The 12,794-nt window shown below is 51.5% G+C and carries 19 protein-coding genes; 4 read left to right on the forward strand and 15 right to left on the reverse strand.

The features are described from left to right. Window positions 1-2: 2 nt before the first annotated feature. The gene (locus tag ABYP33_RS03615; protein ID WP_156474856.1) at window positions 3-155 is read left to right on the forward strand and encodes a PA1571 family protein; all 153 of its coding nucleotides are present in this window, start codon (window positions 3-5) and stop codon (window positions 153-155) included. Here ABYP33_RS03615 and ABYP33_RS03620 read toward each other — a convergent pair. Genes ABYP33_RS03620 through ABYP33_RS03630 form a run of 3 tightly spaced genes read right to left on the reverse strand, consistent with a single transcriptional unit; the run spans window position 121 to window position 2,347 of the window. Beyond that, window positions 121-1,236 carry a 4-phosphoerythronate dehydrogenase gene (locus ABYP33_RS03620; RefSeq protein ID WP_373088517.1) on the reverse strand — a complete coding sequence of 372 codons (1,116 nt, stop codon included), beginning with the start codon at window positions 1,234-1,236 and terminating at the stop codon, window positions 121-123. The genes ABYP33_RS03615 and ABYP33_RS03620 overlap by 35 nt on opposite strands. Before the next feature lie 36 nt (window positions 1,237-1,272). Further along, window positions 1,273-1,860, reverse strand: a complete 588-nt coding sequence (locus ABYP33_RS03625; RefSeq protein WP_373088520.1) for an elongation factor P hydroxylase — start codon at window positions 1,858-1,860, stop codon at window positions 1,273-1,275. Continuing rightward, window positions 1,853-2,347 carry a gamma-glutamylcyclotransferase family protein gene (locus tag ABYP33_RS03630; RefSeq protein WP_373088522.1) on the reverse strand — a complete coding sequence of 165 codons (495 nt, stop codon included), beginning with the start codon at window positions 2,345-2,347 and terminating at the stop codon, window positions 1,853-1,855. Before ABYP33_RS03630 ends, ABYP33_RS03625 begins: the two co-directional genes overlap by 8 nt. 171 nt (window positions 2,348-2,518) lie before the next feature. On the opposite strand from ABYP33_RS03630, the gene ABYP33_RS03635 reads away from it, so the two are divergent. Then, the gene (locus tag ABYP33_RS03635; RefSeq protein WP_373088524.1) at window positions 2,519-3,202 is read left to right on the forward strand and encodes a hypothetical protein; all 684 of its coding nucleotides are present in this window, start codon (window positions 2,519-2,521) and stop codon (window positions 3,200-3,202) included. Window positions 3,203-3,235: 33 nt separating this feature from the next. Here the strand turns inward: ABYP33_RS03635 and tusA are convergent, their stop codons facing one another. The 4 genes from tusA to ABYP33_RS03655 all read right to left on the reverse strand — a co-directional run bounded on the left by tusA (window position 3,236) and on the right by ABYP33_RS03655 (window position 4,934). Then, window positions 3,236-3,469, reverse strand: a complete 234-nt coding sequence (gene tusA, locus ABYP33_RS03640) for a sulfurtransferase TusA (protein WP_008249979.1) — start codon at window positions 3,467-3,469, stop codon at window positions 3,236-3,238. A 72-nt stretch (window positions 3,470-3,541) separates the two neighbouring features. Continuing rightward, window positions 3,542-3,766: a YheU family protein gene (locus tag ABYP33_RS03645; RefSeq protein ID WP_373088527.1), complete on the reverse strand. Its 225-nt coding sequence runs from the start codon at window positions 3,764-3,766 to the stop codon at window positions 3,542-3,544. Beyond that, the gene (locus tag ABYP33_RS03650; protein WP_373088529.1) at window positions 3,759-4,601 is read right to left on the reverse strand and encodes a class I SAM-dependent methyltransferase; all 843 of its coding nucleotides are present in this window, start codon (window positions 4,599-4,601) and stop codon (window positions 3,759-3,761) included. Before ABYP33_RS03650 ends, ABYP33_RS03645 begins: the two co-directional genes overlap by 8 nt. A gap of 27 nt (window positions 4,602-4,628) precedes the next feature. Continuing rightward, window positions 4,629-4,934, reverse strand: a complete 306-nt coding sequence (locus tag ABYP33_RS03655; protein ID WP_062383677.1) for an MTH1187 family thiamine-binding protein — start codon at window positions 4,932-4,934, stop codon at window positions 4,629-4,631. Between the two features lie 78 nt (window positions 4,935-5,012). Between ABYP33_RS03655 and ABYP33_RS03660 the strand changes: the two genes are divergently transcribed. Further along, window positions 5,013-5,531, forward strand: a complete 519-nt coding sequence (locus tag ABYP33_RS03660; RefSeq protein ID WP_373088531.1) for a glycine cleavage system protein R — start codon at window positions 5,013-5,015, stop codon at window positions 5,529-5,531. Window positions 5,532-5,540: 9 nt separating this feature from the next. On the opposite strand, the gene ABYP33_RS03665 is transcribed toward ABYP33_RS03660, so the two are convergent. The 5 genes from ABYP33_RS03665 to prmB all read right to left on the reverse strand — a co-directional run bounded on the left by ABYP33_RS03665 (window position 5,541) and on the right by prmB (window position 9,603). Beyond that, entirely contained in the window at window positions 5,541-5,765 is a 225-nt protein-coding gene (locus ABYP33_RS03665; protein WP_373088534.1) for a hypothetical protein, read from the reverse strand. Between the two features lie 48 nt (window positions 5,766-5,813). Continuing rightward, the gene (locus ABYP33_RS03670) at window positions 5,814-6,245 is read right to left on the reverse strand and encodes a hypothetical protein (protein ID WP_373088536.1); all 432 of its coding nucleotides are present in this window, start codon (window positions 6,243-6,245) and stop codon (window positions 5,814-5,816) included. 66 nt (window positions 6,246-6,311) lie between these two features. Further along, window positions 6,312-7,475: an MFS transporter gene (locus ABYP33_RS03675; RefSeq protein ID WP_373088538.1), complete on the reverse strand. Its 1,164-nt coding sequence runs from the start codon at window positions 7,473-7,475 to the stop codon at window positions 6,312-6,314. 7 nt (window positions 7,476-7,482) lie between these two features. Continuing rightward, complete coding sequence (aroC, locus tag ABYP33_RS03680) at window positions 7,483-8,583, reverse strand: chorismate synthase (RefSeq protein WP_373088540.1); 1,101 nt, start codon at window positions 8,581-8,583, stop codon at window positions 7,483-7,485. 105 nt (window positions 8,584-8,688) lie between these two features. Further along, window positions 8,689-9,603 carry a 50S ribosomal protein L3 N(5)-glutamine methyltransferase gene (gene prmB / locus ABYP33_RS03685; RefSeq protein WP_373088542.1) on the reverse strand — a complete coding sequence of 305 codons (915 nt, stop codon included), beginning with the start codon at window positions 9,601-9,603 and terminating at the stop codon, window positions 8,689-8,691. Between the two features lie 147 nt (window positions 9,604-9,750). Here prmB and folE point away from each other — a divergent pair, with 147 nt between their 5' ends. Next, complete coding sequence (gene folE, locus ABYP33_RS03690; protein WP_373088544.1) at window positions 9,751-10,299, forward strand: GTP cyclohydrolase I FolE; 549 nt, start codon at window positions 9,751-9,753, stop codon at window positions 10,297-10,299. A gap of 82 nt (window positions 10,300-10,381) precedes the next feature. Here folE and ABYP33_RS03695 read toward each other — a convergent pair whose 3' ends face one another. From ABYP33_RS03695 to ABYP33_RS03705, 3 genes are read right to left on the reverse strand one after another with little or no spacing between them, the layout of a single operon-like run. After that, on the reverse strand, window positions 10,382-11,239 hold the full coding sequence (locus ABYP33_RS03695) for an alpha/beta fold hydrolase (protein ID WP_373088546.1): 858 nt from the start codon (window positions 11,237-11,239) through the stop codon (window positions 10,382-10,384). A gap of 9 nt (window positions 11,240-11,248) precedes the next feature. After that, window positions 11,249-11,728 (reverse strand): histidine phosphatase family protein, encoded by a 480-nt coding sequence (locus ABYP33_RS03700; RefSeq protein ID WP_373088548.1) that lies wholly within the window; start codon window positions 11,726-11,728, stop codon window positions 11,249-11,251. 36 nt (window positions 11,729-11,764) lie between these two features. Further along, on the reverse strand, window positions 11,765-12,781 hold the full coding sequence (locus ABYP33_RS03705) for an NAD(P)H-dependent glycerol-3-phosphate dehydrogenase (RefSeq protein WP_373088550.1): 1,017 nt from the start codon (window positions 12,779-12,781) through the stop codon (window positions 11,765-11,767). Between the last annotated feature and the right edge of the window lie 13 nt (window positions 12,782-12,794).

Genomic DNA, 12,794 nt, shown 5'->3' on the forward strand with positions numbered 1-12,794 from the left:
ATGTGGATCAGCAAGATAACTACCTCGGCGCGATTATCGACCACAATGGCCGAGAGGTGCCGATCAGCGATGCCATGATCGAAAGCGCTTTAATGGCACTACAAGACAGTGACGCTGAGTTTATTTGCCGCCTTGCAGAGCGCGCAGCAAATTAGTCATTGCGGCATTCTCGGCGTGTAAATGGCAGTAGCCTAATTCTCGGCGCGGTGGATAATGTCTGCGCAACAAATCGAATTGCTCACTGCGTTCAGGTGTGTGAATGATTTCGCGAAAGCGCTGACTATCGCTAGACACGTCATACACCGCCAATACCGCCTCGCGAATCACGCTGAGCGCGTTATCGCCAATACAGCTCACAATTGGCGCCGACGCCGCTGCCTCACCGTCATCGACATGCAATGATTGCCCAAGAAAGGCGGCCAATTCGCTCGCAACCATCCGCAAGCCCGTTTTTTTGCCATCAAGGCTATATCCAGCAATATGTGGGGTTGAAATTGCGCAGCGCGCCGCCAATTCCGACGAAAACGCCGGCTCTCCCTCCCAAACATCAAGCGCCAAGCGGATGTCCGGCCTGCGGTCCATTAAACTAAGCAACTCGTCGGTGGCGACCACCTCCCCTCGTCCAGCACTCAAAAGCACACTACTCGCTGGCATAGCGGCTAACAGCGATGCATCAAGCATATGAAAGCTCGGGAACGGTCCCGACACCGTTAAGGGCGCATGTAAACTCAGCAGCGCGCTATTCACCACTTCCTCTAAGGTTGCCAAGCAGGGATGTTGTTTTGGGTCGAGCAGCGGATCGTAGGCCAGCCAGGGAATTCCGATAGCACTCAAGCGCTGCCCTAGCCGCTTACCTACATTGCCATAACCAACAATACCAACTCGCCCGCCCCCCAGTAGCGTTTCCAGCAATCCCTCAAAGGCGCAGATCACGCTGAGCACATAATCTACCACTGACTCAGCGTTGGAACCCGGCGCCGTGCAAAAGTGGATATTCTGCTCACGCAAATACTCGCTATCGAGATGATCGCTGCCGATTGTGGTCGAGCCAACAAACCGCACTGGCGTACCGGCTAACAAGGCCCTATTGACCTTGGTAACTGAGCGCACGATTAATGCATCGGCATCTTGCACATCTGCAGGGCAAATCTGTCGCCCGTTGCGAGTGACTACGTCGCCAAACTGAGCAAAGCACTGCGCGGCACCGGGAATGTTTTCATCCACTACAATTTTCAATTGCTTTTATCCTAGAATAAATATCAACAAATATCGTTAACTAAATGAATTTAATATATTTTGTGCAGTATATTCCAAAGGTATATTAATCGTCGCCAGATCGGTTTCTGAACCACTAGCGCGCGCCAGAGCACACCGAAATTGCTCCCCGCGCCCAGGTAAACCCCGGCGCAGATAGCATTGCACCTGCTGCCAAACAGCCAATTGAAAGGGAAATGGATCGAACGAATCGCCACCGAGATTGTCGATGCTCACCCGAAATTGGCGACCGGCAGCCAGGCTAAACACACATTCCAAAGCCTGCGGCCGCGCTTCAACGCTCTCAAAAATACGCTGAGTCTCGCTATTACGCCCATCCGGCTCATACCAATAACCATAGTCTGGAAGCTGTCGCCGCGCCTCCCCTGCGATACACCAGTGCGCTACCTCGTGAAGCGCGCTGGCGGCATAATCTGCGCGATAGACAATTTTATGATGGCCATCAGACTCGGTCGCAGGCTGATAAAACGGCTCTTCCCCCCCGCCGATCAACACTGTTTTGTGACTTGTTGCAAAGCAGGCAGCAAATATCTCGCATATACGCTCACTCCCCAGACCAACATCAGCGCCAAGGGATTCACGCATTGTAAAGCAGGCCTTTATCACCAAGAAGCTGAACGGCTGGGCGGCAGACCTGAGCCTGCAACATGACTAAATATTGGGGAGACAAATGCGCTGCGCCAGCCAATAAATGGTTTAAGTAATTGCTTTCCGGCAGCAAGCCCGCTTCAACATAGGCGGGATTTGCAACATAAATCCACGCAGATTTTGCGCCCGTCGCCGTTTGCACCGTCATACACTCACGACTATAGCGCACTGGCGTGCCCTCAAAGCCATCCATTATGTTGAGCGCATCCGGATTTGCCAGGGCATATAAAACGCCTTCTACTGCGCCATAACTGCTGTGCACGACATTGGCGTAGGCCACGCCCGGGGTGCAGTGCGAGCGCTTATTAAAGGCGAGGCGGTAACCTGGCAGGCGAGCGCTTTCGGCAGCGCTAAACACCAGACCCCGCGCCTGCATTCGGGCGGGGTTCATATTAGAACCATAGGCAAAATAGTAAAAACTCATCTTGAAGCACTTGGCAAAACAGGAAACAGGGAGTAATTTTAACAGAAAGGGATATCCGCGCACCGTCTTTGCAACTGAGCATGGCGAGCAATGGGGTGATTCTGCACCTCTAGCCACGTGCTTCAGACCTTAGCCGCGCAATATATCGCCCGCTACGTGAGGAATGATGTTATGGCTCCACGTAACCCCTGCAAGTCTTCCTCCGCGAAGATTATCCCGTTTCCTCAGCGGCCATCGCGCGTTGAGCAACATAAAATCCTCCGGGTTTCTCCCGAGTACGAAGGCCTCTGCCTACTCTACGCCCACCACGTGCTTAGCCGCGACAAACTCTACGCGGTCAAGATCTTAGGCTGGGCGCGGCTGGCCAATGGCAAAGATGTCGCTTTGCTACCTTGGCTTAACGGTGTTGCGCGCTGTATTGATTTAGTTGATCCCGCATCAGGCCTGTCTCAGGGCTATTACGACCCCGTTAAAGAGCGGCGATTTAGCGAGGTGCCTCCACACCACTTAGCTGCGCTCGACGCCATGGTAAATTACCCTCAGCCAGCCGACGGCGGGTTTATACAGGAATTCCCTGACTTTATTGGCAGCCACGCGGCCCTGCTGGGTGAAAATAAGGAATTTGAACTCCAACCTATCATCAGTTGGCGTTTACAGCAAAATGGCGATTTAGAAGGCATGGTGGCGAATATTGATTTGGCCACGCATTTCCCTATTCTAATCGGCGATGCCTGCCTATTTGCCGTGCAGAACGCCTCTACCTTCCGCTATTTCTTTCAATACCATATTGCCAATCAGATTAAGGCGGGTGGGGCGGTTGCTACCCGCGCCCTAAGCCAGTTACTGCAATCCTAAACCAGCAGGCCTACACAGCACTATATTCGCTATTTAGGCCTTTTGAACAAAATAGCGATATTGTTTGTCGCTTTCTTCTTTAGCCAGCAAAGTGTGACCAAGGAAATTACAAAATTTCGGGATATCACGGGTCGTCGCGGGATCGGTAGCAATAATTTCCAGTACGTCGCCAGAGGCAATATCACGGATTTTATTGTGCAACATCATTACCGGCTCTGGGCAAAACAGGCCGCAGGTATCCAGTGTGTGATCTACTGCTATTGTCATTACTCTGTCCAAATCAATTAGTAACAGCGACGATTGCCGCTCTCAAGCTCAAAGTACAAGGAACTTCAAGCTTTAGTTCTTGGCGATAACCGTCCAACTTTCACTGTCAGGGCAAAAAGCAATCGCTGCGCGCTTTTGCGTCAGCGCCTGACGCAACTGGCTTATTTTCGCCTCGGTACTCAGCTCTTGCTCACCGTAATCAGTACCTTCGCGACTCACCAGCTCTTCGAGCATACCCTGAAAGGCGTCGGGACTGAGTTTTTGCCAGGGGATTTCAACATAATCATTATCATTCATGTACAGGTTTACCAAATTTAAGAGTCATTCGATCACTTTCGCCAATGGCGAGGTACTTTGCTTGCAGCTTTTCGCCTCCGCGTAAGCTCGGCGGAAGCGTCCACACCCCTTCTGGGTGGTGGTGACCATCTTTTGGGTTAGCATTAACCTCACTGCTTTCCAACAATAAAAAGCCAGCCGCCTCAGCCTGAGCAATCACCAATTGTTCGCTAACGTAGCCGCTCTTCACCATCTCCGCTATGCTTGCGGCAGGATCTGCCCGATGTTCAACAACACCGAAAATGCCGCCTGGCTTCAAGGCCGTGAACGCCGCCGCAAATACCTGTTCGGAGACACCCGCCTGCAACCAGTTATGGACATTGCGAAAAGTCAATACCTTATCAACACTTCCTGCCGGGGCAATGGCAAGATATTTGGGCGCTTGTAAGGTGGTCACCGATAGTTTGTCGTAAACATCAGGATTCGCCGCCAATTTGTGTTCAAAGGTGCGACGAGATTTTTGGTAGTACCCCACAACGCTGTCTTTAGCAAACTGAGCGGTATAAAGCTTTCCGCAATCCCGCAGCAACGGTGCCAGTATCTCGGTATACCAGCCCCCTGCGCCTGGCCATAACTCAACGACTGTGTCGCAGGGCTGCACACCAAAAAACATCAAGGTTGCTACTGGGTGCCGATAAACATCGCGCGCTCGGTGCTCGGCGCTGCGGTGCGAGCCATCAACAACCCCTGGCCAACTAGGAGCTTCCCTAAGCGTTTCGGCTTCAGCAGCAAGCATCGTCAGCAACATAAAAAAACCAAAAAATATCCGAGCCTGTGGCAATACTTTTTTTGTCATTGCTTGATCTCTCATTTATTGCTGGGTTTAAGACTGCGCTAAATAGTCCCGCACATGATTAACTTTTTCGACCATAGTTTGGTCTCTATCGCTGCGCGTCGCAATTTTAAGCTGAGTCGATATTCGCGGCGCGCCCATCTCGTGCACACGCTGATGACAGCGTTTAACCGAATCCATCACCACCTCCCACTCACCTTCTATATTAGTGCCGTAGGCATGCAGATGATGCTCTAGACCCAAGCCGGCAATGATTTTTTGGCACTCAGCAATATAGGGGGTCAACGACAATTCTCCGCCGAGGGGAATGATGCAAAAATCCACAATCACCTTCATACAAATCCCCACTTACACTCGCAATCTGCCCAGACTATACTCTAGTATCAGCACTCCAATAAAGAATAAGGGTACGCCGTGAACAGCTCATTGGTTTTTACTTTTTTAGGACAAGACCGGCCCGGCCTCGTTGAACGCCTCTCAGACATTGTCGCCGACCATCAAGGCAACTGGCTGGAAAGCCGTATGACCCAACTTGCTGGGCAGTTTGCAGGCATCGTTCGGGTGGCCGTTAATGAAACGGACGTTGACGAGCTCAGCAATGCGCTTTGCAGCTTAAATATAGAGGGCTTAACCATCCACATTCAGCCCGGTGTCAGCGACCCCGCACCCGGCGCGAGTGGCAAGCAATGTAAATTGCACATCTTGGGTAATGATCGTCCGGGCATTGTCCGCGAAGTTAGCCGCGCCCTTAAACTGCAACAGATTAACGTAATAGAAATGAGTTCTAACATCACCAGTGCCGCCATGAGCGGTGACGCCCTATTCGAGGCTCATGTTAGCGCACAAATGCCCGCAGGCTGTGATTTTGACGAACTGGAGAATAGCCTCGACGCAATTGCCGAGCAACTCGATGTTGATATCGTTGTAAGCTAATTTGCAGGGCTAACTCCGCAACCGCTTTACGGTAAAAACCAGCGCCGCCGAGAGCAGCGCGACAACGCTAACACCAGTGACACAGAGCAAGAAGTAGCTAGCAATATCTTGCCAGGGCACGTCAAAGGTCCACACGGCAGAGGACACGAGCATTAGCGTTGCCAACACCGCCAACACCGGCGTGCGGTAACGCTTAAAGGTTTTTACATAATCTTGAATGACAGTGTTATCCACGCTAAACCTTTTGCTAAAAGAAAAACTCCGAGTGCCAGCACCCCTTTATTAACCCGATATATCTTCTCGTACCCACTCGCAGCGCAATTTACCCCTCCCCTGCCCCGGCACGTGAAAATCTTCTTCCGCCTGCCATACAAAAGTATGCGTGCCGTTATAGGCCGTTTGTAAGTGCACCGTAGCGCTAACCCAGTACATTTTGTGAAGCATATTTTCGAATTGCCGCAGCCACTCATCCCACTCGTGTTCAATGGCTTTATAAGAGCTACCAAAATGAATGACGTCGGTTTGGCAGCTGCCAAAATCAATCGCGGGACGCGGCGCCGAAAACATTTCTCGGCACAAGAGTGGCCAGTCTTCAGCCGCGGGCAGCAAGGCCGTAACCAGCTGATTATTGTCTCGCCGATTATCTAATGCAGCGAGATCTCGGGCGAACAGCATATCAGTAATGCAGCCGTAAACGACGGATTCCTGGGCCATGGTTTTACCTGTTTAAAGAACTCACTGCAAGTCTACAAAAGCCCTCGCTTGGCAGCCAGTAGATTATTACTCTAAAGTCGCTTGCGGCTCCGCTTTTACGTCAAACCAGAACCAGGCCACAACATAAGCAATAATTGCCGCCGCCGCCGCGGCAACAAAACATTGCTGCGCGCCAATATCCCAGCCCCAGCCGCTCAGCAAAGCACCAGCGGCGCCTCCCAAACCAAAGCTAAGGCCGCTGTACATAGCCATCCCCTGACCATGATGGCCGGTAAACCAGTGACGGATAATTTCAATGCCAGCGGCATGAAAACTGCCAAAACTGGCCGCGTGTAAGCATTGCGCCAGCACTAAAACTGCGGCGTGCTCAACAAAATACGCTATAAGCAGCCAGCGCAACGCGGACAAACCCAAACTCCACAACACAATTCCTCGCAAGCTATACCGCACCAGCAATCGATGCATAAACAAAAACAGCAGAACTTCTGTAATAACACCAAGCGACCACAAGCCACCTATTAAGCTACGTGAATAGTTCTGCGCTTCGAGGTAGATACTGAAAAAGGTGTAGTACGGACCATGGGATAATTGCAGAAAAAAGCTTACCGCAAAAAAAGCAATAACGGCGGGTTGTCGCAATATGCCTTTAAGTGACTGCCGCTCAGCGTCTTGGCGCAAGCCCCCCGGCTTTTCTACCACCAACAAACTCGCCACCCATATACCGCTAAGTAAAATGGTAATGAGATAAAGTAACTGACCAATAGGGTGGCTATCTAGCCACCAACCGATACCAATAACGGCAACAATAAAGCCAATAGAACCCCAAACCCGAATGAGGCTGTAACGGCCATAGCGACCGGCAAGATGAGATAAAGTGAGCACATCAAATTGTGCCAGCACCGCGTTCCAGAAAAAGCTGTAGCTTATAATGACACCGGCTAACCACCAAAAGTCCGAACGTAAAAACGCGCCAGAGAAGGCCACCATTGCCATAAATGCACCCACGCGAATAATGCGGCTGCGATAGCCAAAGCTGTCAGCCAGCCAACCCCATAAGCTGGGCGCAAGTATTTTGGTGAGCATCACTAAGGATGTCAGAATTCCAATTTCTTCTGAGCTAAAGCCCAAGGACTTTAGGTACAGGGACCAATACGGCACCCAGGTACCTAAAAGAGCAAAATAAAAGAAATAAAAACCTGACAAACGCCAGTACGGCAGCGCAGCAGTCATACCGACATCACGATGCGGCTGCGGGAATTACCGGGGTAGCCGAATGCACGCCACCATTTTGCCCACGATTGCGCAGCGAGTGATCCATTAACACAATAGCGACCATTGCCTCCGCAATAGGCACCGCACGGATGCCGACGCATGGATCGTGACGGCCAGTTGTAATGACCTCAACGGCATTACCGTCAATATCAACCGTTTGCCCCGGGATCAAAATACTGGAGGTCGGCTTCAAGGCCAAATGCGCCACCAGATCTTGACCGCTAGAAATACCGCCTAAAATGCCACCTGCGTTATTCGAGGTAAATCCCTGAGGCGTAAGCTCATCGCGATGCTCACTACCCAGTGCATCCACACACTCAAAACCAGCGCCAATCTCAACCCCTTTCACCGCATTGATACTCATTAACGCATGGGCAATATCGGCGTCGAGCCTATCGAATACCGGCTCGCCCAAACCCACCGGCATACCGCTAGCTACCACGGTGAGTTTGGCTCCGACAGAATCACCGGCCTTACGCAGCTTCTGCATATACTCTTCCATCTGCGGCACTTTATCGGCATCTGGGCAAAAGAAGGGATTGGTTTCAACGACACTCCAATCCACATGATCAATAGCAATAGGGCCAAGCTGAGATAGATAGCCGCGCACCTCGACACCACAATGCGTGGCCAAATACTTTTTAGCGACCGCTCCAGCCGCCACCCGCATAGCGGTCTCACGTGCAGACGAGCGACCACCGCCACGGTAATCACGGCTGCCGTATTTTTGCTGGTAGGTGTAATCAGCATGCATTGGCCGGAACCGGTCTTTGATTTTGCCGTAATCTTTGGAGCGCTGATCGGTGTTTTCGATTAACAGACCAATCGAGGTACCGGTGGTTTTGCCTTCAAACACCCCAGACAAAATCTTTACCACGTCGCCTTCACGGCGCTGAGTGGTATAGCGCGAGGTACCCGGTTTGCGACGATCAAGATCGAGCTGCAAATCGGCTTCACTCAATTCAAGACCTGGCGGGCAGCCATCAATAATGGCGCCCAGCGCCAAGCCGTGGCTCTCACCAAAGGTGGTGACCGAGAATAATTTACCGATGCTATTACCTGACATTGATTATCCCAACGCTATTCATTGACGACTTACCGCGCAGTTACTCGCGGCCAGCCAAATTACTGATGGAGAATTATACGGTAAAGCTCGACCAAGATCAGAGCTTCAAGCAAAACTCTCTGCATATTCAAGCAATTGCTCTCGGCTCATGGCAAATACGCCGTGACCACCATACTCAAATTCAAGCCACATAAACGGCACTGTTGGGAACGCGTCGTCAAGCGCCACACAGCTATTGCCCACCTCAACAATTAAAATCCCCTCTTCATTGAGATGGTTTGCCGCCTCGCGCAGAATACGCCGGGTGATATCCAGACCATCAGGGCCCGAGGCTAGGCCTAGCGCCGGCTCGCGGTGATACTCAGCGGGCATCGCTGCTAAGTCTTGAGCATCAACATAGGGGGGGTTACTAACAATGAGGTCATAGGTTTGACCGCCAAGCAGGTCAAACACATCAGACTGCACGGCACTGACCCGATCCCCCAGTTCATGACGAGCAATATTAATATCGGCGACATTAAGCGCATCCAGCGAAATATCCACTAAATCGACCATCGCCTCGTCAAATTGGTAAGCACAGGCGATACCAATACACCCGCTGCCAGTACACAGGTCAAGGATTCGCTGAGGGCGCGCAGACAGCCACGGCTCAAAATCTTGGCCAATAAGCTCTGCAATCGGTGAGCGTGGCACCAAAACCCGCTCGTCGACATAAAACGACAAACCTGCAAACCAGGCCTCGTTGGTGAGGTAAGCAGCAGGTAAGCGCTCTTCTACCCGGCGCTGAATAAGCGCCAGCACTTTCTGCCGCTCAACGAGTGTCAAACGCGCGTCGAGCAAGGCCGGATCCATGCCCAAAGGCAAGTGAAGTCCGTGAAATACCAGCATTCTCGCCTCGTCAAAGGCATTGTCGGTGCCGTGACCAAAAAATAAGCCAGCACGTCCAAATTCGCTCATCGCCCAGCGCAAATAATCTCGGAGAGTATGCAGCTCTCGACCAATCTCGTCGTTACTTGTCACAATCTTACTCACTTCAGATAAAAACCAATTTTACACTGCCCAAGCAGAATAATCCTGTACCTATTTATAACTAAAGACACCACAGTATTTGGCAGCTGAGGGTCTGTTTGTTACTATTCGTTCCCGACAACGCGCTAAGGAAGTAACGTGGAAAAAGCGTTTGCAGATATCATAAAAAAGATTGGCGAAGACCCCACCCGAGACGGTTTGCTCGACACCCCAGCTCGCGCGGCCAAAGCCTTTGAATTTTTGACCGAAGGCTATCGTCGCAGTGTAAAAGACGTTGTTAACGACGCCCTATTCGATTCTGACTGCAATGAAATGGTAGTGGTTTCAGACATCGAGCTTTACTCATTGTGTGAACACCACCTACTGCCCTTTATTGGCAAATGTCATGTCGCCTATATTCCTAACGGCAAAGTGCTAGGCCTCTCGAAGGTGGCGCGCATTGTCGACTTGTACGCCCGTCGGTTGCAGATTCAAGAAGGCCTGACAACGCAGATAGCCAAGACTATTATGGATGTTACCGGTTCAGAGGGTGTCGGCGTCATTATCGAAGCTCGCCATATGTGCATGATGATGCGCGGCGTAGAAAAACAAAATTCAATTATGCGCACGAGTGCCATGCTGGGCGTATTTAAAGACAACAACGCAACCCGCACTGAATTTCTGTCGCTAATTAACCGGCCTGCCTAACAAAGTGTAGGCAGTTTGATAGCAAAAAAGCCCCTAGAAGGGGCTTTTTTTCGTCTTAGCGCAGGGCCAGCGATTAGCAGACTTAGCCGCCGGTCAGGCCCAAGCCTACAAATGTCTTCATCCACTGCGTTATTTGCCGCGCTTGCTCATCCATATGACAGTGGTGTCCACCTTCAATATGCTGAATTTCAAAGCCACTCAGCAATGTCGGCGGCAATGTGTTTAATACACGTCCGAAACCTTGATCGGCAACGACAAGCATGCTGGGCACCACAATGGCATCCATATTGGCCTGCAACTGCGCCAAACCAAGTTTCACTGGCGAGGCCAGTTTAAGCCGGCGATCACTGCGCCAATACACCCGCCCGTCCTCGCCACAGTAACTGCCGCGCTCAACAATAAGGCGAGCCGCCACATCGGACATCGGCGTTGCAGCGCGCCGCGCCGCTACCGCATCAGACACGGCAATATAGCCTCTATCGCCACCACCAAACTGGGCAAAATCACGTAAATAACGACCGAGCTGAACAGGGAAATTAGCTGGGTCTTCAGGTGGCGGGAGAAATCCATCAAGACAGATTAAATGTGAAATCCGCTCCGGCATTGCCCCAGCCAGCAGACTGGCCATTATCGCCCCTCTCGAGTGACCGATCAGTACAAATTTCGGCCAAGCCATCTGCTCCGCAACAGCCAGAACAAAACGCAGATCATCCCAAATAGCGTAACTACCTGAAGCGGGTTTATGGTCACTCAAACCATGACCCGGCAAATCCAATGCTAGTAACGTGAGCTCAGGTAAGCCCTGCGCCAACGCGTCGAAGCTGGCCGCATTATCTAGCCAACCGTGAAGCGCAATAGTCGGGACACCACTACTTCCCCACTGCTTGGCACTGATAGTCATTCCATCAATAAAAAACTGCCGCTCTTGCGCTGTCGACATAGATCCGCCTTAGCGCCCATTATGGCCGAAATTGGGGTAGTGCCGTAGCCATTGCAAGCTTGCGCAAGCCTGACTAAACACGTCGCCCTGCATCATGGCCATACTCGCCGTTTGCATGCCCCAGTAACTTTGTGCTCCCCCACCGTGCCAATGATTTATTGCATTGCTCAACAGGGGATTATGGGCGACCAACATCAAACGCTCGCCCTTAAAGGTCGCCAACATGGTTTCTAAATCTGACAAGGGCGTCTCTGGGGTAAGCGAGGATTTTAGACGCGGCCGCAGCTGCCATTGCCGATTAAATATCTCTGCGCTCTCTACCGCTCGCTTATAAGGACTAACCCACAGCTCCTCCGGCTGCCACTGACTGGCCGTCAACCACTCCGCTGCAGCGCAGATTTCCGTTTTACCCGCCGCCGTCAAAGTTCGTTCAATATCGGTCTGAGTGTCCCACGACGCCGCGCCGTGGCGTACTAGCAAAATTTCCATAAGCCCCTAATATAAGCCCGAAATAGTCTGTCTCTGCTATTGCAGGGTAAATTCCACATCACGATTTTGTTCAGCGCACATCATGGTGCCGATAACGTCACCAACCTTGCAGCCATTGTAAATAATATCGTAGAGTCCATGTACCAAAGGCATGTAGATATTGAGCAACTGTGATTGCTCTTTCATTAACCGCAGCGTGTTTACGCCTTCCGCGACTTGCCCCAAACTAGCTACCACTTCGTTGAGATCGCGCCCTTGCCCCAGCTCAAAACCGACACGGTAGTTGCGACTAAGCGGCGAGGTGCAGGTAACAAATAAATCACCAACCCCGGCCAGGCCCAAGAACGTAAGTGGGTCTGCACCCTTAATAACCGCGTAGCGGCTCATTTCAGCCAAGCTGCGAGTTATCAGCATGCTAATTGTATTGTGTCCGCAACCCAGGGCCGCCGCCATACCAGCGGTGATGGCATAAACATTTTTCAAGGCACCAGCCAGCTCGACACCATACATATCACTGCCGGCGTATACCCGAAAGTAGGAACACTGCAGCAAGTCTTGAATCGTACTGGTAACACCAGGGTCTTTACTCACCACCACCGTTCCGGTGATCATTCGCGCCGCGAGCTCCTTTGCCAAATTCGGGCCGCTCAAAATCCCCACTCTAACCTGCGGTAATTCTTCTAGCAGGACTTCGCTCATTAACTTATTAGTTTCAAACTCAATACCTTTGGTGGTACTGATTAAAATCGTTCCGGGTGCGATACAGCCGGCCAACTGCCGTGCCACTTCGCGACTGGACTTACTCGGAATAGAGAAGAACACGGTATCGCAGCCAGCCACGGCTTCACGTAAATCGGCACTGGCACGCAGCGCTGGATTTAATGAAATGCCGGGTAAATAAACCTCGTTAGTATGTTGCTGATTAACTTCTTTAACCCGCTCTGGAGTTCGCATCCACTGGCAGATATCGTGGCCATTATCGGCAATAATATTGGCAATCGCAGTACCAAAACTACCCCCGCCAATAACGGCAACCTTATGTTTTGTGGTCATAGTTTACTTCTAC

Source organism: Zhongshania sp., assembly GCF_041584495.1.
Classification (GTDB): domain Bacteria; phylum Pseudomonadota; class Gammaproteobacteria; order Pseudomonadales; family Spongiibacteraceae; genus Spongiibacter.